Origin of the sequence: Janibacter endophyticus, from assembly GCF_016888335.1 — a bacterium.
Classification (GTDB): Bacteria; Actinomycetota; Actinomycetes; order Actinomycetales; family Dermatophilaceae; genus Marihabitans; species Marihabitans endophyticum.
Genome location: NZ_JAFEJG010000004.1, coordinates 1,157,111 through 1,174,879 on the forward strand (window position 1 = coordinate 1,157,111; position 17,769 = coordinate 1,174,879).

Annotated in this window: 17 protein-coding genes and 1 riboswitch; of the genes, 10 read left to right on the forward strand and 7 right to left on the reverse strand. The window is 70.3% G+C overall.

All coding sequences use genetic code 11. The features are described 5' to 3' along the window. The first annotated feature begins 13 nt into the window (after window positions 1-13). Window positions 14-80, forward strand: a riboswitch (guanidine-III (ykkC-III) riboswitch). A 10-nt stretch (window positions 81-90) separates the two neighbouring features. Beyond that, window positions 91-411, forward strand: a complete 321-nt coding sequence (locus JNO54_RS05695) for a DMT family transporter (RefSeq protein ID WP_204143019.1) — start codon at window positions 91-93, stop codon at window positions 409-411. Window positions 412-414: 3 nt separating this feature from the next. Here JNO54_RS05695 and JNO54_RS05700 read toward each other — a convergent pair whose 3' ends face one another. Together JNO54_RS05700 and glsA are read right to left on the reverse strand one after the other, a co-directional pair. Further along, window positions 415-753 (reverse strand): YnfA family protein, encoded by a 339-nt coding sequence (locus tag JNO54_RS05700; protein ID WP_204143020.1) that lies wholly within the window; start codon window positions 751-753, stop codon window positions 415-417. Between the two features lie 125 nt (window positions 754-878). Continuing rightward, window positions 879-1,859, reverse strand: coding sequence for a glutaminase A (glsA, locus tag JNO54_RS05705; protein WP_204143021.1), 981 nt, complete (start codon window positions 1,857-1,859; stop codon window positions 879-881). A 79-nt stretch (window positions 1,860-1,938) separates the two neighbouring features. Between glsA and JNO54_RS05710 the strand changes: the two genes are divergently transcribed. Both JNO54_RS05710 and JNO54_RS05715 read left to right on the forward strand, forming a co-directional pair. Continuing rightward, the gene (locus JNO54_RS05710; RefSeq protein WP_204143022.1) at window positions 1,939-2,391 is read left to right on the forward strand and encodes an SRPBCC family protein; all 453 of its coding nucleotides are present in this window, start codon (window positions 1,939-1,941) and stop codon (window positions 2,389-2,391) included. A 43-nt stretch (window positions 2,392-2,434) separates the two neighbouring features. Next, window positions 2,435-2,878: a deoxycytidylate deaminase gene (locus tag JNO54_RS05715; protein WP_204143023.1), complete on the forward strand. Its 444-nt coding sequence runs from the start codon at window positions 2,435-2,437 to the stop codon at window positions 2,876-2,878. 3 nt (window positions 2,879-2,881) lie between these two features. Here the strand turns inward: JNO54_RS05715 and trpB are convergent, their stop codons facing one another. Further along, complete coding sequence (gene trpB / locus JNO54_RS05720) at window positions 2,882-4,078, reverse strand: tryptophan synthase subunit beta (RefSeq protein WP_204143024.1); 1,197 nt, start codon at window positions 4,076-4,078, stop codon at window positions 2,882-2,884. A gap of 130 nt (window positions 4,079-4,208) precedes the next feature. Between trpB and JNO54_RS05725 the strand changes: the two genes are divergently transcribed. The 7 genes from JNO54_RS05725 (at window position 4,209) to JNO54_RS05755 (ending at window position 13,470) form a co-directional block, all read left to right on the forward strand. After that, complete coding sequence (locus tag JNO54_RS05725) at window positions 4,209-5,153, forward strand: universal stress protein (protein WP_204143025.1); 945 nt, start codon at window positions 4,209-4,211, stop codon at window positions 5,151-5,153. A gap of 49 nt (window positions 5,154-5,202) precedes the next feature. After that, window positions 5,203-7,308 (forward strand): 4-alpha-glucanotransferase, encoded by a 2,106-nt coding sequence (gene malQ, locus JNO54_RS05730; protein ID WP_307818075.1) that lies wholly within the window; start codon window positions 5,203-5,205, stop codon window positions 7,306-7,308. Between the two features lie 172 nt (window positions 7,309-7,480). Then, window positions 7,481-9,115, forward strand: coding sequence for a peptide ABC transporter substrate-binding protein (locus tag JNO54_RS05735; protein WP_204143027.1), 1,635 nt, complete (start codon window positions 7,481-7,483; stop codon window positions 9,113-9,115). Window positions 9,116-9,291: 176 nt separating this feature from the next. Next, complete coding sequence (locus JNO54_RS05740; RefSeq protein ID WP_204143028.1) at window positions 9,292-10,257, forward strand: ABC transporter permease; 966 nt, start codon at window positions 9,292-9,294, stop codon at window positions 10,255-10,257. Continuing rightward, complete coding sequence (locus tag JNO54_RS05745; protein WP_204143029.1) at window positions 10,250-11,215, forward strand: ABC transporter permease; 966 nt, start codon at window positions 10,250-10,252, stop codon at window positions 11,213-11,215. Before JNO54_RS05740 ends, JNO54_RS05745 begins: the two co-directional genes overlap by 8 nt. Before the next feature lie 91 nt (window positions 11,216-11,306). Continuing rightward, a complete protein-coding gene (locus tag JNO54_RS05750; RefSeq protein ID WP_307818239.1) occupies window positions 11,307-12,326 on the forward strand; it encodes an ABC transporter ATP-binding protein in 1,020 nt (339 codons plus the stop codon). Beyond that, window positions 12,319-13,470, forward strand: a complete 1,152-nt coding sequence (locus JNO54_RS05755; protein ID WP_204143030.1) for an ABC transporter ATP-binding protein — start codon at window positions 12,319-12,321, stop codon at window positions 13,468-13,470. The genes JNO54_RS05750 and JNO54_RS05755 overlap by 8 nt, the downstream gene beginning before the upstream one ends. Before the next feature lie 62 nt (window positions 13,471-13,532). Here JNO54_RS05755 and JNO54_RS05760 read toward each other — a convergent pair whose 3' ends face one another. Genes JNO54_RS05760 through JNO54_RS05775 form a run of 4 tightly spaced genes read right to left on the reverse strand, consistent with a single transcriptional unit; the run spans window position 13,533 to window position 17,756 of the window. Continuing rightward, on the reverse strand, window positions 13,533-14,690 hold the full coding sequence (locus JNO54_RS05760) for an ABC transporter ATP-binding protein (protein ID WP_204143031.1): 1,158 nt from the start codon (window positions 14,688-14,690) through the stop codon (window positions 13,533-13,535). Beyond that, window positions 14,687-15,751 carry an ABC transporter ATP-binding protein gene (locus JNO54_RS05765; RefSeq protein WP_204143032.1) on the reverse strand — a complete coding sequence of 355 codons (1,065 nt, stop codon included), beginning with the start codon at window positions 15,749-15,751 and terminating at the stop codon, window positions 14,687-14,689. The genes JNO54_RS05760 and JNO54_RS05765 overlap by 4 nt, the downstream gene beginning before the upstream one ends. Before the next feature lie 5 nt (window positions 15,752-15,756). Then, window positions 15,757-16,755 (reverse strand): ABC transporter permease, encoded by a 999-nt coding sequence (locus tag JNO54_RS05770; RefSeq protein ID WP_204143033.1) that lies wholly within the window; start codon window positions 16,753-16,755, stop codon window positions 15,757-15,759. Then, window positions 16,752-17,756 (reverse strand): ABC transporter permease, encoded by a 1,005-nt coding sequence (locus JNO54_RS05775; RefSeq protein WP_204143034.1) that lies wholly within the window; start codon window positions 17,754-17,756, stop codon window positions 16,752-16,754. Before JNO54_RS05775 ends, JNO54_RS05770 begins: the two co-directional genes overlap by 4 nt. Between the last annotated feature and the right edge of the window lie 13 nt (window positions 17,757-17,769).

Here is a 17,769-nt window from a genome sequence, read left to right on the forward strand (position 1 = left end):
CGACGATGGGAGCCAGGAGCTGCCCCCTTCGCGGCCCCCGGACGAGGTCACCTACCCGGAAGGCGACAAGACGTGTCAGAAGGAGTCGTCATGCCGTGGATCGTCCTCATCCTCAGCGGGGTCCTCGAGGCCGTGTGGGCCACCGCCCTCGGTCGCTCGGAGGGCCTCTCCCGGGTCGGCCCCACCGTGACCTTCGGGGTCGCCGTCGTCCTCTCGATGGCCGGTCTCGCCTACGCGATGCGTGACCTGCCCACCGGCACTGCGTACGCCGTCTGGGTCGGGATCGGCGCCTCGCTCACCGTCGTCTACGGGATGGCGACGGGCTCAGAGCCGGTCTCCCTCATCAAGGTCCTGCTCATCCTCGGGCTGGTCGGCTGCATCGTCGGCCTCAAGCTCGTCAGCGGCCACTGACCGTCAGGCCGAGCGGGGCGCGTACATGATGACCGCCACGCCGAGCAGGCAGATCAGGGCGCCGGCGACGTCCCACCGGTCCGGTCGGAAGCCGTCGACAGCCATGCCCCAGGCGAGCGAGCCGGCGACGAAGACACCCCCGTAAGCCGCGAGGATCCGGCCGAAGTGCGCGTCCGGCTGGAGCGTCGCGACGAAGCCGTAGGCCCCGAGCGCGATGACACCCGCGCCGATCCACAGCCAGCCCCGGTGCTCCCGCACGCCCTGCCAGACGAGCCAGGCTCCACCGATCTCGGCGAGCGCCGCGAGGGCGAAGAGGACGAGGGAGCGGGCGACGTCGGGCATGGCGTCAGGGTAGGAGCCTTGGCTCGTGCGAAGGGGGAGGGCCGCTGAGTCGGGTAGGAGCCTTGGCTCGTGCGAAGGGGGGGTGGGGAGGGGGTGGGGGGGGAGGGAGCGGGGAGGGAGGTGGGTCAGGCTTCTTGCTGGCGGAGGCGGTCCCAGAGGGTGTCCTGGCGGTGCGGGTCGTCGAGGAGGTGCAGGTCGAGCTCGTCACTGAGCCGCTCGAAGATCGCCCGTCCGCGCACGCTCGTGCCGTGCCGGTCCAGGCGCGGCGCGTACGTCGCGATCCCCACCCGGCCGGGCAGCGCGCCCATGATCGCGCCGGAGACGCCGCTCTTGGCGGGGATGCCGATCTCCGACATCCAGTCGCCGGCGGCGGTGTACATGCCGCACGTCGCCATGACGCTCAGCGTGTGGCGGGCGACGGGCGCCGACACGACCTCCTCGTCCTCTCCCGGCCGGTAGCCGCCGTTGGCCAGCGTCGCCGCCATGACCGCGAGGTCGCGCGGGGTGACGAGGATCGAGCACTGCCGCGTGTACCCGCGCACGACGTCGACCGGGTCGTCGTCCGGCATGACGCCCTCAGCGCGCAGCATGTGGGCGATGGCGAGGTTGCGGTGCGCCTGCGAGAGCTCGTCCTTCGCCGCCTCCTCGTCGATGCTCAGCTCGCGCCCGGCCATCGCCGAGAGCCGGCTGCGGATGATCTCGACGCGCTCGTCCTGCTCGGCGCCGCGCTCGCCGACGAGCGCGTGGACGAGCAGCGCGCCGGCGTTGATCATCGGGTTGCGGGGCCGCTTCGACTCCGCCTCGACGGAGATGACGTTGTACGCCTCGCCGGAGGGCTCGACGTCCACGGCACGGAGCACCTCTCCGATGCCGTGCTGCTCGAGCGCCAGCGCGTACACGAAGGCCTTGGACACGGACTGGATCGTCGCCTCGTGCTCGTCGTCGCCGACGGAGTGCAGCTCGCCGTCGGTCGTGCACAGCGCCGCCGCGAGCAGCCCGGGGTCGGCCTCGGCGAGGGCGCGGGGCACCTCGTGCACCTCACCCCCGGCCTCGTCCTGGACGGCCGCGAGGATCGTTGCCAGGTAGTCGTCGAAGGTGTCGGCCATGCACCCAACCTACGGGCGGACCCCCTTCGTCCCGGCTCCGGGCTGTCGCTGCCGGGTCGGCGCTGGTTCACTGGATCGCATGGACACCGAGAACCGGGTCGTCTCCGCCACGCGCGAGATCGCCGCCCCCGCCGACCGCATCTTCGAGCTCATCGCCGACCCGACCCTCCAGCCGCGCTGGGACGGCAACGACAACCTCGACGAGATCGTCCGGGGCGAGCGCGTCCGGGCGGTCGGTGAGATCTTCTCCATGCGGACGACGAAGGGCAAGGTCCGCGACAACCTCGTCGTGGACTTCGAGGAGGGGCGCCGGATCGCGTGGCGTCCCGGGGCCGAAGGGGGTGAGCCCGCCGGTCACGAGTGGCGCTGGGAGCTCGAGCCGGTCGATGAGGGGCGGACCTCGGTGACGCACACCTACGACTGGACCGACCTCACCGACGAGAGCCGCTTCCAGCGGGCCCGGTGGACGACGTCCGAGCGGCTCATGGCCTCGATCGACCGGCTCGCCGAGATCGCGGAGTCCCAGGACTGAGGCCGACGCCGTCCGCGCGGTGGTGCCCACCTAGGATCCCGGCATGACGAGCGCGCCGACGGTCCCGGGCTGGGACGAGTACTTCCTCGGTATCGCGAACGCGGTCGCGGCACGGGCCAAGTGCACCCGCCGACGTGTCGGCGCGCTCCTCGTCATCGACCACCGGATCATCGCGACCGGCTACAACGGTGCGGCCCCGGGCGAGCCGGACTGCCTCGAGGGGGCGTGCCCGCGCGGGGCGCTCGACTACGACACCGTGCCGGGGCTGGGCGACTACGACCGGCCCGGCACCCCCGGCTTCTGCATCGCCATCCACGCCGAGGTCAACGCGCTGCTCTTCGCCACCCGGGACACCAAGGGGGCGACGGCCTACATCACCGACCCGCCCTGCCCGGGCTGCCGCAAGGCGCTCGCCGCTGCGGGCATCGTCCGGGCGGTCTGGCCGGGCGGGGAGCACGACCGGGTCGGCCTGACCACCTGGACCTGACACCTAGCGGTTCTTGAGGACCTCGGCGATGTAGTCGACGTCCTTGTCCCCGCGGCCGGAGAGGTTGACGACGACGACGTCGTCGGCTGACATCGTCGGGGCGACCTTCATCGCGTGCGCGACGGCGTGCGAGCTCTCCAGCGCCGGGATGATCCCCTCGAGCCGGCACAGCAGCGAGAACGCCTCGAGGGTCTCGTCGTCGGTGACCGAGACGTACTCCGCGCGGCCGATCTCCCGCAGCCAGGCGTGCTGAGGGCCGACCCCGGGGTAGTCCAGCCCGGAGGCGATCGAGTGCACCGGCGATGGCTCGCCGTCCGCCTCCTGGAGGACGAGGGTCGCCATCCCGTGCAGGGTGCCGTCGGACCCCTTCGTCATGGTCGCGGCGTGCCGCGCGGTGTCGACACCCTCGCCCGCGGGCTCGACCCCGATGACTCGGACCGCCTCGTCCTCGAGGAACCCGGAGAAAAGGCCCATCGCGTTGGACCCGCCGCCGACGCAGGCCATGACGACGTCGGGCAGCCGGCCCTCCTTCTCCAGGATCTGCTCGCGGGCCTCGGCGCCGACCACCGACTGGAAGTCCCGCACCATCGAGGGGTAGGGGTGCGGGCCGACGACCGACCCGATGCCGAAGAAGACGTCCTCGTAGTCCGCGGCGTAGGTCCCGAAGGCCGAGTCGACCGCGTCCTTGAGGCAGCGACCACCGGTCTCGACGGCGACGACCTTCGCGCCGAGCATCTCCATGCGCACGACGTTCATGTGCTGCTTCTCGACATCGATGCCGCCCATGTGGATCTCGCACTCGAGACCGAGCAGTGCCGCGGCCGTCGCCAGGGCGACACCGTGCTGGCCGGCGCCGGTCTCGGCGATGAGCTTCTTCTTGCCCATCCGTCGGGCCAGGAGTCCCTCGCCGAGGCAGTGGTTGATCTTGTGCGACCCGGTGTGGTTGAGGTCCTCGCGCTTGAGGTAGACCCGTGCGCCCCCGAGGTGCTCGGTGAGCCGCCGGGCCAGGTAGAGCGGTGAGGGCCGGCCGACGTACTCGCGCAGGAGGGTCCGGTACTCGTCCATGAAGCTCGGGTCGGCCATCGCCTCGCGGTAGGCCTGCGCCACCTCGGCGATCGGCGCCTCGAGGTGGGGCGGGAGGTAGGCGCCGCCGTAGCGGCCGAAGGCCCCGGTCTCGTCGGCGTGGGTGAAACGTGGCACGGTGCGCTCCTCTGGGGTCGGTGACTCACGGCGGAGACTAGGCCGTGTCGACCTGGCACGTCACCGGGTCCGGGCGATCCGTCTGCGGGGTAGCGCTCTCACCGTCGGCAGGCAGATGCCAAGATGGGGTATGGCCACCGCATCGGAGCAGCAGTCCACGCCCCAGGGCGCAGTCGTCGTCGCAGTCGACGGCACGAGCAAGGACGAGGCGGTCCTCACCTGGGCCGCCCACTCGGCCCAGCGCCGGGGGACCTCCCTCCACGTCGTGAGCGTCGCCGACCTCGGCGTCTCCGCCTTCGGCGGGCCGGAGTCCGCCGGCGGGGGAGCGGTCATCGACCAGCTCCTCGAGGGTGCCGGCTCCGCCATCAGCTCGGCCGTCGAGCGGCTGACCGCGATCGCTCCCGAGGTCCAGGTGACCTCGGAGGCCGTCACCGGCAGCCCGTCGCGGGTCCTCGTCGACGCCGCTGAGAACGCCGCGATCGTCGTCGTCGGCTCCAGCCGCGCGAGCCGCCTCGAGCGGGTCGTCCTCGGCAGCGTCTCCGCGGCCGTCATCCAGCACGCCAACGCCCCGGTCGTGCTCGTCCCCGAGGGCAGCGGCGCCGGCCCGGCCCGGGTCGTCGTCGGTGTCGACGGCAGCAGCCACTCGCGGGCGGCCGCCCGGACGGCCATCGACGTCGCCCGGCACGCGGGCGCGCGCGTCCTCGTGCTCACGGCGTGGAACGTCGAGGTCGTCGGCGGCGTCGTCGTCACCGAGCCCGGCAGCCCGGAGTGGGAGCAGGTCGAGACCCGCTACCGCGGGGTCGCCGAGGAGGTCGTCGCGCAGGCTCAGTCCGACATCGCGGGCGGGGCCACCGTCGCCCCCGGCGTGGAGGCCCGGGCCGAGGGCTCGGCCGAGGTCACGGTCGAGGTCCGGCGGGGCTCGCCCGCCTCGGTGCTCCTCGACGAGGTGGCCGACGACGACCTCCTCGTCGTCGGGACGCGCGGGCGCGGCGGCTTCCGCGGCCTGCTCCTCGGGTCGGTGAGCCAGCGGGTCCTCGAGGCCGCGCCCTGCCCCGTCCTCGTCACGAGGGGCTGACCCGGAGCCCGCTTGGCGGGCGCCCACCTCATCGGCGAGAGTGGTCGCCGTGAGCGACTCCCTCCCGCAGCCTCTCGTCGACCTCGCCCAGGCGAAGGGGGTCTCGACCGACTACTGGGACTGGCAGGGTCGGCACACCCACATCCCCGAGACTGCGCTGCGCAAGGTCCTCACGGCGCTCGGTGAGGACGTCTCCTCCGTCGCAGCGGTCGCCGCCTCGTTGCACGAGGCGAGGGTCGCCGGCTGGCGCCGGACCCTCCCGCCCACCGTCGTCGCCCGGGCCGCGGGCAACCGCCGGGTGCTCGTCCACGTCGTCCACGGCAGCGGGGTGCGGGTCCGCGTCCGGCTCGAAGGGGGTGGCGAGCGCGACCTCGTCCAGGTCGAGCACAACGTCTCTGCGGTGGAGGTCGACGGCGTGCTCGTCGGCGAGGCCGCCTTCGAGGTCCCGGCCGACCTCCCGCTCGGGTACCACCAGCTGGCCGTCGACGTCGAGGGTGAGCTCACCCCTTCGCTCGCGGAGAGCCGGTCCGGCACCCTCGTCGTCGTCCCCGACCGGCTCGACCTGCCGGCCGCCCTGGCGGGCGAGCCGGCGACCGGCCTGATGACCCAGCTCTACCAGGTGCGCTCGGAAAGGTCTTGGGGGATCGGGGACCTCGGGGTGCTGCGCGAGCTCGCGTCCTGGGCCGCGGAGCGCCACGGTCACGACTTCGTCCTCGTCAACCCGCTCCACGCCGCCGAGCCGGTCGCCCCCATCGAGCCCTCGCCCTACCTGCCGACCTCGCGCCGCTTCGTCAACCCGATGTACATCGACGTCGAGAGCCTGCCGGGCGCCGAGGGGCTGAGCGCCGAGGCACGCGCGCGGATCGCGGGGCTGGGAGGCGAGGCGGCCCCCCTCAACCGCTCCGAGGTGCTCGAGCGGGACGCGTCGTGGACCCTCAAGCGGCAGGCGCTGCAGGCCGCCTTCGCCGAGCTCGCGCCGCAGCAGGCGGGCGAGCTCGACGCCTGGGTGGAGGCCGAGGGGGAGGGCCTCGTCCGCTTCGCGACGTGGTGCGTGCTCGCCGAGACCCACGGACCGCTCTGGGACACCGAGTGGCCCGTCGAGCTGCGGGACCCGCGGTCGTCGGCCGTCGCAGCCGTCCAGCAGGACCGCGCCGACGAGATCGCCTTCGTCTGCTGGCTGCAGTGGGTGGCGCAGCAGCAGCTCGCGACGGTCCAGGACGCCGCCCGCGAGGCGGGCATGCGGGTCGGGGTCATCCACGACCTCGCCGTGGGGATCCACCCCGAGGGCGCAGACTCGTGGGCCCTCGGCTCTGCCCTGGCCCGGGGCGTCACGGTGGGCGCGCCGCCGGACCAGTTCAACCAGCGTGGGCAGGACTGGAGCCAGCCGCCGTGGCGGCCGGACCGTCTCGCCGACCTCGGCTACCGGCCCTACCGCGAGATGATCCAGAGCGTCCTGCGCGACGCCGGTGGCGTGCGGGTCGACCACATCATCGGGCTCTTCCGCCTCTGGTGGATCCCCGAGGGGCACGCGCCGACCGACGGCGCCTACGTTCGCTACGACCACGAGGCGATGATCGGCATCCTCGCCCTCGAGGCGCACCGTGCCGGAGCGCTCGTCGTGGGGGAGGACCTCGGCGTCGTCGAGCCGTGGGTGCGGGAGCACCTCACCGAGCGGGGCATCCTCGGGACGAGCGTCGTGTGGTTCGAGTGGGGGGACGACGGTCGGCCGCTCCCGCCCGAGGCATACCGCCGGCTCTGCCTCGCCACCGTGACGACCCACGACCTGCCGCCGACCGCCGGCTACCTCGGCCTGCGGCACGTCGACCTGCGGGACGAGCTGGGCCTGCTCACCCGTCCGGTCGAGGAGGAGCGTGAGGCCGAGCGGGCCGTCGTCGGCATCGTCGAGGACACCCTCGTGGCGGCCGGGCTGCTCGCCGCAGACGCGCGAGGCGACATCCCCGCGGTCGCGGCCGCGCTGCACGACTGGCTGGCGGCCACCCCTTCGCTCCTCAAGGGCGTCGCCCTCACCGATCTCGTCGGTGACGTCCGGACGATCAACCAGCCCGGGACGGACGAGGAGTACGCGAACTGGCGTCTCCCGCTCGCCGGCCCGGACGAGCAGACTCTGCTCCTCGAGGACGTCGCAGGTCTCTGACCTGGCGGGTCTCGCTTCAGTCACAGTTGGGACACGACCCGGCTCCGCGGATGGCGCGGCCCCTTCTCATTGTGTGAGATGGGCCGAGCAGCGACGACCGTGGCTGCGTAAGTCCCGGGCAGCCGTCCGGACGGTCCATCCCCCTGGGTGGCCGAGAATGAGGAGGACATCTATGCGAGCCAACTCTCGCGCGATGGCCGTTGCCGGTATCTCCGCTGTCGCGCTCCTCGCGACAGCGTGTGGTGGCGACAGCGACAGCGACAGCACCGACGCCGGCAGCGCCGGGGGTGCGGGCAAGACCGGTGGCGAGATCGTCATGGGTGGCTGCAACCCGGAGAACCCGCTCGTCGCGGGCAACACCGCTGAGACCTGTGGTGGTGACGTCCTGGACGTCCTCACCGCCAAGCTCATGAAGTACGACCCCGAGACCGCTGAGGCCAGCGAGGACATCGCGGAGTCGATCGAGACCGAGGACAACCAGAACTTCACGGTCAAGATCAAGAAGGGCTACAAGTTCCACGACGGCACCGAGGTCAAGGCGAAGAACTTCGTCGACGCCTGGAACTACACCGCCTTCGGCCCGAACGCCCAGCAGGGTGGCTACTTCTTCGAGCCCTTCGAGGGCTACGAGGAGGTCTCCGGCGAGGACTCCAAGGTCAAGGAGCTCAGCGGCCTCAAGGTCGTTGACGACTACACCTTCACCATCAAGACGACGGGCAAGGTCTCCAACCTCCCGCTGCGCCTCGGCTACACGGCCTTCGCGCCGCAGCCCGACTCCTTCTTCGAGGACGAGGACAAGGAGGCGTTCGGCAAGAGCCCGGTCGCCGCCGGCCCGTACAAGTTCGTCTCGTGGGAGGACAACAAGTCCATCGTCCTCGAGAAGTTCGCCGACTACTCCGGCGAGCGTGGCGGCCAGGTCGACAAGATCACCTTCCAGATCTTCCAGGACCAGGACGCCGAGTACACCGCGCTCCAGGCCGGACAGGTCGACATCATCCGTCAGGTCCCCGCGTCGGCCCTCGTCGACGACACGTACAAGACGGACCTCCCGGACCGCAACCTCGACGAGCCGAACTCCACGCTGCAGTTCCTCGGCCTGAACTACAAGGTCGACAAGAAGCTCGCCGACGTCAAGGTCCGCCAGGCGATCTCCATGGCCATCGACCGGCCGACGATCATCAAGGAGATCTTCAACAACGCCTTCACGCCTGCCACCGGCTGGGTCTCCCCGGTCGTCGACGGGTACAAGGAAGGTGCCTGCGGCGAGTACTGCACCTACGACCCCGAGAAGGCCAAGCAGCTCCTCGAGGAGGGCGGCGGCTACGACGGCAAGCTCACCCTGACCTACAACGGTGACGGTGGCCACAAGGAGTGGACCGAGGCGGTCTGCAACTCGATCAAGAACGCCATCGAGATCGACTGCGTCGCCACCCCGACGGTCGACTTCGCCACCATGCTGACCGCGCTCGGCGAGCGTGAGGTCAAGGGTCTCTACCGCATGGGCTGGGTCATGGACTACCCGTCGATCGAGAACTACCTCGCCCCGATCTACGGCAAGGGCGCCAGCTCGAACTACTCGGACTTCGACAGCCCGGAGTTCCAGAAGAAGATGGCTGAGGCCAACGCGGCAGCGACCCCGGAGGAGGCGAACGCCCTCTACCAGGAGGCCGAGGGCATCGTCGCCGAGGACTTCACCACCATCCCGACGTGGTACGGCAAGACCATCATCGGTTGGTCCGAGAAGGTCGACAACGTCAAGGCCACGCCGTTCGGCAACCCGGACCTCACCCAGGTCACCGTCAAGTGATCTGAGGCGAGAGCCGACACAGCGAAGGCTGGCCGGTCACCGTTCTGGTGGCCGGCCAGCCTTCTGCCGGGGGGACGATGTTACCGGCGTCACATCGTCCGCTACCCTTTCGGGGCGCTACGCAGCGTCCCGGTGCACGCCGGATGGAAAACATCCGTTCTTACGAGGAGGTGGACGTGGGCAAGTACATCGTGCGGCGGCTGCTGCAGATGATCCCGGTGGTCATCGGCTCGACGTTCCTGATCTACGCCATGGTCTTTGCCATGCCGGGCGACCCCACGGCAGGCAAGTGTGGCGAGCGTGCGTGCTCACCCGCCTACGTCGCGGACTTCCGCGAGAAGTACAACCTCGACGACCCGCTGCCGATCCAGTACGGCAAGTACATGGGGATCTGGCCGCAGGACCGGGACGGGCAGACGGAGTTCGACGGCGTCCTCACGGGTGAGCTCGGTGAGAACCAGTACGGCATCCCCGTCACCGAGGACCTCAAGCAGCGTTTCACCGTCACCGGCAAGCTCGCGGTCATCGCGCTCGTCTTCGAGGGGATCATCGGCATCTTTGCCGGTGTCCTGGCCGGCCTGCGCAAGGGCGGGTTCATGGACAACCTCGTCCTCGTGAGCACCCTCTTCGTCATCTCGGTGCCGATCTTCGTCACCGGCTTCCTCGCGCAGTACTTCCTCGGCCTGAAGTGGCAGATCTTCCCGGCGCTCGTCGGGTCCGACCCCTCGATCTACGCGCTGCTCCTGCCGGGCTTCGTCCTGGGCTCGACCTCCTTGGCCTACATCGCCCGGCTGATGCGCACCAACATCTCGGAGAACATCAAGTCCGACTACGTGCGGACCGCCAAGGCCAAGGGCCTGAGTCCGAGGCGGATCGTCGGGGTGCACACGCTGCGCAACTCGATGATCCCTGTCATCACCTTCATGGGCTACGACTTCGGTGCACTGCTCGGCGGTGCGATCGTCACGGAGGGGATCTTCAACATCCTCGGGGTCGGCGGGTACATCTACACCGGCATCCGCAACCGTGACGGCATCGCGGTGGTCGGAGCGGTGACCGCCCTGGTCATCGTCTATCTCGTGATGAACCTCATCGTCGACCTCCTCTACGGCGCCCTCGACCCCAGGATCAGCCATGACTGAGCAGACCACGACCGACGCCGGCAAGGCTCCCGTGCCCGCGACGCCAGAGGCCGAGGAGCGCTCGGCCCCGGCCCGCTCCCTGACCGCCGACGCGTGGCGCGCGCTGCGGCGCAACCCGATGTTCTGGGTCTCTGGGGTCCTCATCCTCATGTTCCTGCTCATGGCGACCGTCCCGGGGCTCTTCACCGACCAGGACCCGACCTACGGCAACCTCAGCCGAGCGCGGATCGAGCCCGGGAGCGAGCACTGGTTCGGGACCGACCGGCAGGGCTACGACGTCTTCGCCCGGACGATCTACGGAGCCCGCGCCTCGATCCTCGTCGGTGTCCTCGCGACCGTCGGGACGCTGCTCCTCGGGTCATTCCTGGGGCTGCTCGCGGGTTACGCCGGCGGCTGGCTGGACGCGGTCATCAGCCGGCTCGGAGACATCTTCTTCGCCATCCCGCTGCTGCTCGCAGGCATCATCTTCCTCTCGGCCACGAGCGAGATGGACACCTTGCTCGGCATCCCCATCCAGGGCTACTTCGGCGTGATCCTCCAGATCGTCGCCGTGCTCGTCATCTTCGGCTGGCCCAGCCTCATGCGCCTCATGCGCAGCTCGGTCATCCAGGTGAAGCCGAACGACTACGTCCAGGCGGCCCGGGCACTCGGCGCCTCCCCGCTGCGGATCATCCGCCGGCACGTCCTGCCCAACGCCATGGCTCCGGCGATCGTCGTCGCGACGATCAACCTCGGTGCCTACATCGCTGTCGAGGCGACGCTCTCGTTCCTCGGGATCGGCCTGCGCCCGCCGGTCGTCTCGTGGGGTGTGATGATCAACGACTCGCTCGTCTTCCTGCGCTCCGGGACGACGCTGCACGCCCTCTTCTTCCCGGCGCTCTTCCTCAGCATCTGCGTCCTCGCGTTCATCATGCTCGTCGATGCCGTGCGTGACGCGTTCGACCCGAAGAGCCGCTGAGAGTTAGGTGACACACGTGTTTGGACGACAGAAGGACTCCAGCGCTCGCAACCCGGCCGCCCCGGAGCCGAGGACCGAGACGACCGCCGGTGTGCGCGCCACCCCGCAGGAGGCCGCCTGGGACAGCGACCGGGCGAAGCTGCTCGAGGTCAAGGACCTCTACGTCGAGTTCCACACCGACGAGGGTGTCGCCAAGGCGATCAACGGCGTCGACCTCAACCTCGAGGCCGGCGAGACGCTGGCCATCCTCGGCGAGTCCGGGTCCGGCAAGTCGGTGACCGCGCAGGCGATCATGGGCATCCTCGACATGCCGCCGGCCAGGATCCCCGGTGGGCAGATCCTCTTCGAGGGGCGCGACCTGCTGACGATGCCGGAGGAGGACCGTCGCAAGCTGCGCGGCCCGGCCCTCTCCATGGTCTTCCAAGACGCCCTGAGCTCGCTCAACCCGGTCTTCCCGGTGGGCTGGCAGATCGGTGAGATGTTCCGCAAGCACCGCGGCATGAACAAGTCGGACTCCTACGCGGAGGCCGTCCGGCTCATGGAGCGGGTCAACATCCCCGCCGCCCGCGAGCGCGTCAAGGCCTACCCGCACCAGTTCAGCGGGGGCATGCGCCAGCGGATCATGATCGCGATGGCGATCGCTCTCGACCCGAGGGTGCTCATCGCCGACGAGCCGACGACGGCCCTCGACGTGACGGTCCAGGCGCAGATCATGGCCCTGCTCAAGGAGCTCCAGGAGGAGCACCAGATGGGCCTGATCCTCATCACGCACGACCTCGGTGTCGTCGCGGACGTCGCGGACCGGATCAGCGTCATGTACGCCGGCCGGATCGTCGAGCGCGCCTACGTCGAGGACATCTACGCCCGTCCCGGCCACCCGTACACCCGGGGTCTGCTCGAGTCGATCCCGCGGCTCGACCAGAAGGGTCAGGAGCTCGCCGCCATCGGTGGTCTGCCCCCGAACCTCACCCGGATCCCGGAGGGCTGCGCCTTCCACCCGCGGTGCGTCATGGCGCAGGACATCTGCCGTCGTGAGCGTCCGGAGCTGCTCGACATCGCTCCGCGCCGCCAGTCCGCCTGCCACTTCGCCCAGGAGGTGCTCGATGTCTGAGCGCGAGGTCGTCCTCAGCGCCCGGGACCTGCGCAAGTACTACCCGATCAAGGGTGGTGTGCTCCAGCGGCAGGTCGGTGAGGTCAAGGCCGTCGACGGTGTGAGCTTCGACCTCTACCGCGGCGAGACGCTCGGCATCGTCGGTGAGTCGGGCTGCGGCAAGTCGACGCTCGGGCGCCTGCTCATGCGGCTCGAGGAGCCCACCGAGGGCACCGTGGAGTTCGATGGCAAGCACATGTACGAGCAGTCCGGCTCGGACATGCGGGCGATGCGCCGCGACATCCAGATCGTCTTCCAGGACCCCTACACCTCGCTCAACCCGCGCCGTACCGTGGGAGAGATCGTCGGAGAGCCCTTCGAGATCCACTCGGAGGTCGTGCCCAAGAAGGGCCGGCGCGCCAAGGTGCAGGAGCTCCTCGAGCTCGTCGGCCTCAACCCGGAGCACATCAACCGCTACCCGCACCAGTTCTCGGGCGGTCAGCGCCAGCGCATCGGCATCGCTCGCGGCATTGCGCTCAACCCCAAGGTGCTCATCTGCGACGAGCCGGTCTCCGCGCTCGACGTGTCGGTCCAGGCGCAGGTCATCAACCTCATGGAGAAGCTCCAGAACGAGCTCGACCTGGCCTACATCTTCATCGCCCACGACCTCTCCGTCGTCCGGCACATCTCCGACCGCGTCGGCGTGATGTACCTCGGCAGGATCGTCGAGCTCGGCGACGAGGACCAGGTCTACAGCCGGCCGACGCACCCTTACACGCAGGCGCTGCTCTCCGCGGTGCCGGTGCCGGACCCGACGATGCGCGGCAAGCGCGAGCAGATCATGCTCTCGGGCGACGTCCCCTCGCCGGCCAACCCGCCGAGCGGCTGCCACTTCCACACCCGCTGCTGGAAGGCGCAGGACATCTGCACGACGCAGACCCCGGCGCTCGAGGACCGGCCCGACGGTGTCGGCGCGCACCTGTCCCGCTGCCACTTCGCCGAGGTGCGTCAGGTCATCGAGACCGTCGACGTCTCCGACCAGGACCAGACCAGCCTCTTCTCCGGTGACGTCCGGGCTGACGACGACGCGATAGCGGCCGGTCAGGCCGGTGCCGTCGGCGGCGAGGCCAGCACGGACACCTCCACCGCGGGGCCGCCCGCCTGACCCCTCACCGGGTTGAGAGAAGGACCGTCATGCCCAGCTGACGGTCCTTCTCTCGATCTACGTCACGCGAAGGGGATCTCGTCGGTGATCGTGGCCGCCTCGGCGTCCTTGAGGGCCTGGGGCTTGTCCTCGAGGTGCACCTCGACGGCGTGCCGCTCGATCTCGCCGGCGGCGATCTGCTCGGCGTAGTGGCAGGCGACCTTGTGGTCGCTGGAGACACCGTCGATCTCGGCGACCCGCAGCTCCGGCCGCTCGGTGTCGCAGCGGCTCTCCTGGCGCCACGGGCACCGGGTGTGGAAGCGACACCCCGACGGCGGGTTCGCGGGGGAGGGCAGGTCGCCGGTGAGCAGGATCTGCTCGCGCGCGTCCTCCGCCACCGGGTCCGGCACGGGCACGGCGGAGAGCAGCGCACGCGTGTAGGGGTGCAGCGGCTGCTCGTAGAGCTCGCCGGCCTCGGCCTCCTCGACGATGCCGCCGAGGTACATCACGCCGATCCGGTCGGAGATGTGCCGGACGACAGCGAGGTCGTGCGCGATGACGAGGTAGGTGAGCTCGTACTCCTCCTGAAGGTCTTTCATGAGGTTGATGACCTGGGCCTGGACCGACACGTCGAGGGCGGAGACCGGCTCGTCGGCGACGATGAGCTCGGGGTTGACCGACAGGGCCCGGGCGATGCCGATGCGCTGCCGCTGACCGCCGGAGAACTCGTGCGGGTACTTCTTGAGCGCGGCCGCGGGCAGGCCGACGTCCTCGAGCAGCTGCTTGAGCCGCGGGGCCGCCTCCTTCTCGTCCTTGACGATGCCGTGCGCCTTCATCCCCTCGACGAGGAGCGACTCGACGCTCTGCCGGGGGTCGAGACTGCCCATGGGGTCCTGGAAGACCATCTGGAGGTCCTGGCGGCGCGTGCGCAGGCCCTCGCCCCTGAGGTCGGTCAGCGCCTCGCCGTCAAAGGTCACGGTGCCCTCGGTGATCTCCTCGAGCGCGAGGATCGCCCGGCCCATCGTCGACTTGCCGCAGCCGGACTCGCCGACGAGACCGTAGGTCTCGCCGCGCCGGATCTGCAGGTCGACGCCGTCGACCGCGTAGACGTGGCCGACGACCTTGTCGAAGATGACCCCGCGCTTGATGGGGAAGTGGACCTTGAGGCCCTGGACGTCGACGAGGACGTCGCCCTTGGCCCCCTTCGTCCGGGTGCCCTTGCGGTCGGCGGTCGTGGTCATCGGGCGAGCTCCTTCTGACGGCCCTCGGCGGGGGAGGGCTCGCCGTGCAGCGGGTTGAAGCAGCGCAGGACACGACCGTCGCGCTCGGCGAGGTCGGGGGTCTCCTCACGGCAGCGCTCGATCGCGTGGGAGCAGCGCGGGGCGAAGGCGCACGCGCTCGTCCACGGCAGGTTGTCCGCGACCGAGCCCGGGACGGGCGTGAGCCGCGCGTTGCGGTCGCCGACGAGGTCGGGGACCGAGGCGAGCAGCCCGCCCGTGTAGGGGTGGCGCGGCTCGGCGAAGAGCGGGTGGCGATCGCCCCGCTCGACGAGACGGCCGCCGTAGAGGACGTTGACCTCGTCGCAGAGGCCCGCGACGACACCGAGGTCGTGGGTGATCATGATGAGCGCGGTCCCCATCTCCTCCACGAGGTCGCGCAGCAGGGTGAGGATCTGCGCCTGGATCGTCACGTCGAGCGCGGTCGTCGGCTCGTCGGCGATGAGCAGCTTGGGCTCGCAGGCCAGCGCCATCGCGATGAGCGCGCGCTGGCGCATGCCGCCGGAGAGCTGGTGCGGGTACTCGGTGAGCCGCCGCTCGGGGTCGGGGATCCCGACCTTCTCGAGCATCTCCCGGGCGATCGGTCGGGCGGCCTTCTTCGAGAGGCCCTTGTGCCGCTCGAGGACCTCGGTGACCTGACGGCCGATCGGGACGACCGGGTTCAGCGAGGACAGCGGGTCCTGGAAGATCATCCCGATGTCACGGCCGCGTCGGCTGCGCATCTCCTTGTCGGAGAGGGTGAGCAGGTCGGTGCCCTCGTACTCGACGGTGCCGGTGACGGTGTTGCCGCGGGCGGGGAGCAGCCCCATGATCGCGAGCGAGGTCACCGACTTGCCGCACCCGGACTCGCCGACGAGCCCGACGGTCTGGCCGGGGGAGACGTCGAAGCTCAGGCCGTCGACGGCGGTGAAGGGCTGCTCGCCCTGCCGGGTGAAGGTGACGGTGAGGTCGCGGACGGAGAGCAACGGTGAGCGCGAAGGGGTGCGCGCGCCCTGCGTGGTGGTCGTGGTGGTCTGGTCGCTCACCGACGTCACCTCCTGGTCTTCGGGTCGAGGGCCTCGCGCAGCGACTCACCCATGAGCGTGAAGCCGAGCGCGACGATGATGATGCAGACCGCCGGGTAGATGGCGAGGTGCGGGTGGTCGTAGATGTAGGGCTGTGCCTGACCGAGCATCTGGCCCCACTCGGGCTTGCGGTCGTTCGGGTTGCCCAGGCCGAGGAAGGACAACGCGGCCGCGTCGATGATCGCCGTGGCGAGCACGAGCGTGGACTGGACGATGACGGGGCCGAGCGAGTTCGGCAGCATGTGCCGCAGGATGATCGCCGAGCGCTTGACACCGAGCGCGCGGGCGGCGAGGACGTGGTCCTTGCTGCGCTGCGCGAGCATGGCGCCCCGGAGCAGCCGCGCGAAGATCGGGATCTGGACGATCGCGATGGCGATGATCAGCGTCCACTGGCTCGGCCTCGCCGCGATCGCCGAGATCGAGAAGGCGAGGAGCAGGCTGGGGATCGAGAGCATGACGTCGACGACGCGCATGATGACGCTGTCGACCCAGCCGCTGAAGGCCCCGGCGAGCGTGCCGAGGGTCAGGCCGCCGAGGAGGCCGAAGAAGGTCGCCATGACGCCGACGAGCAGCGTCTGCTGGCTGCCGACGAGGAGGCGCGAGAGGAGGTCGCGGCCCTTGTCGTCGCCGCCGAGGGGGTGCCCCGGCTCCGGTGCGGGGACCGGGTTGCTCTGCGCGCTGAAGTCCAGGACGGCCTTCGCCGGGTCGTGCGGCGCGATCCACGGGGCGATGCTCGCGAGGATGATGAAGAGGGTCGTGATCGTCAGGCCGACGAGGAAGACCGGGTTGCGGCGCAGCCGCTTCCACGCCGAGGCGATGAGGCTGGTGCCGGGAGAGTCGGTGACCGTGCCCGCCTCGGCGAGCTCGTCGATGCGGCGCTTCTTGCGGGCGCCGAACCCCTCGGGCCGGCTCGCGTCGTCGTGGCGGGGCGGGTCCTGCGCGTCGCGGGTCGTGGGGGTGCTCATCGGGTCCTCACTCGGGGGTCGACGACGGCGTACAAGATGTCGACGACGAGGTTGACGATGACGTAGACGGCCGCGGCGGCCAGGATGATCACCTGGAGGACGGGGTAGTCGCGCCGGAAGAAGCCGTCGGCGAGGGCCGAACCGATGCCGGGGAGGTTGAAGACGGTCTCCGTGAGCACGGCGCCGCCGAGCAGCGCCCCGGTCTGCAGACCGATGGCCGTGATGACCGGCAGCAGCGCGTTGCGCATGACGTGCCGGCCGCGGATCACCCTGTGGGACAAGCCCTTCGACTGCGCGGTGCGGACGTAGTCCTCGTCGAGGACGTCGAGCACGCTGGCCCGGGTGATCCGGAAGATCATGGCGAAGGGGATCGAGGCCAGCGCGATGCTCGGCAGCACGAGGTGCTTGAGGGCGTTGAGCGAGGCGTCCCACTCGCGGGTCAGGATCCCGTCGAGGACGAAGAAGCCGGTGACGCGGGTCGCGTCGATGCTCTGCCGGCCGGAGACCGGCATGACGCCCAGCTTGATGGCGAACCAGTACTTGAGGAGGAAGGCGAGGAAGAAGACCGGGACCGCGACGCCGACGAGGGAGCCGACGATCGAGGCGTTGTCGAGGATGCCTCCGCGGCGGCGGGCAGCCAGGTAGCCGAGGGGGAGGGCGAGGCAGACGGCGATGAGGAGCGCGAAGAAGCTCAGCTCGATCGTCGCGGGGAAGCGCTCGGTGAAGACCTGGAGCGCGGGGGTGCCCGGCTGCACGCCGTTGGAGACGCCGAAGTCGCCCTGGAGGGCACGTTTGAGGAAGCTCCAGTACTGGACCGGCACCGGCTGGTCGAGCCCGAGCGCCTTGGTGAGCGCGGCACGGCTCTCGGCGGTCGCCCGCTCGCCGAGCATCGCCGACACCGTGCCGCCGGGGAGGCTCTTGAGCCAGGCGAAGAGCAGGACGGACAAGGCGAAGGCGACGAGCACCAGCTGAAGCAGCCGGCGGACGATGAATCTCAGCACGTGAGGGTTCCTC

Excerpts from the sequence above, each read along its gene's own strand:
- JNO54_RS05745 (WP_204143029.1), top strand. The coding sequence starts at position 10,250 with ATGACTGAGCAGACCACGACCGACGCCGGCAAGGCTCCCGTGCCCGCG.
- JNO54_RS05760 (WP_204143031.1), bottom strand. The coding sequence starts at position 14,690 with ATGACCACGACCGCCGACCGCAAGGGCACCCGGACGAAGGGGGCCAAG.
- JNO54_RS05735 (WP_204143027.1), top strand. The coding sequence starts at position 7,481 with ATGCGAGCCAACTCTCGCGCGATGGCCGTTGCCGGTATCTCCGCTGTC.
- JNO54_RS05695 (WP_204143019.1), top strand. The coding sequence starts at position 91 with ATGCCGTGGATCGTCCTCATCCTCAGCGGGGTCCTCGAGGCCGTGTGG.
- glsA (WP_204143021.1), bottom strand. The coding sequence starts at position 1,859 with ATGGCCGACACCTTCGACGACTACCTGGCAACGATCCTCGCGGCCGTC.
- JNO54_RS05770 (WP_204143033.1), bottom strand. The coding sequence starts at position 16,755 with ATGAGCACCCCCACGACCCGCGACGCGCAGGACCCGCCCCGCCACGAC.
- JNO54_RS05755 (WP_204143030.1), top strand. The coding sequence starts at position 12,319 with ATGTCTGAGCGCGAGGTCGTCCTCAGCGCCCGGGACCTGCGCAAGTAC.
- JNO54_RS05700 (WP_204143020.1), bottom strand. The coding sequence starts at position 753 with ATGCCCGACGTCGCCCGCTCCCTCGTCCTCTTCGCCCTCGCGGCGCTC.
- JNO54_RS05725 (WP_204143025.1), top strand. The coding sequence starts at position 4,209 with ATGGCCACCGCATCGGAGCAGCAGTCCACGCCCCAGGGCGCAGTCGTC.
- JNO54_RS05710 (WP_204143022.1), top strand. The coding sequence starts at position 1,939 with ATGGACACCGAGAACCGGGTCGTCTCCGCCACGCGCGAGATCGCCGCC.
- JNO54_RS05715 (WP_204143023.1), top strand. The coding sequence starts at position 2,435 with ATGACGAGCGCGCCGACGGTCCCGGGCTGGGACGAGTACTTCCTCGGT.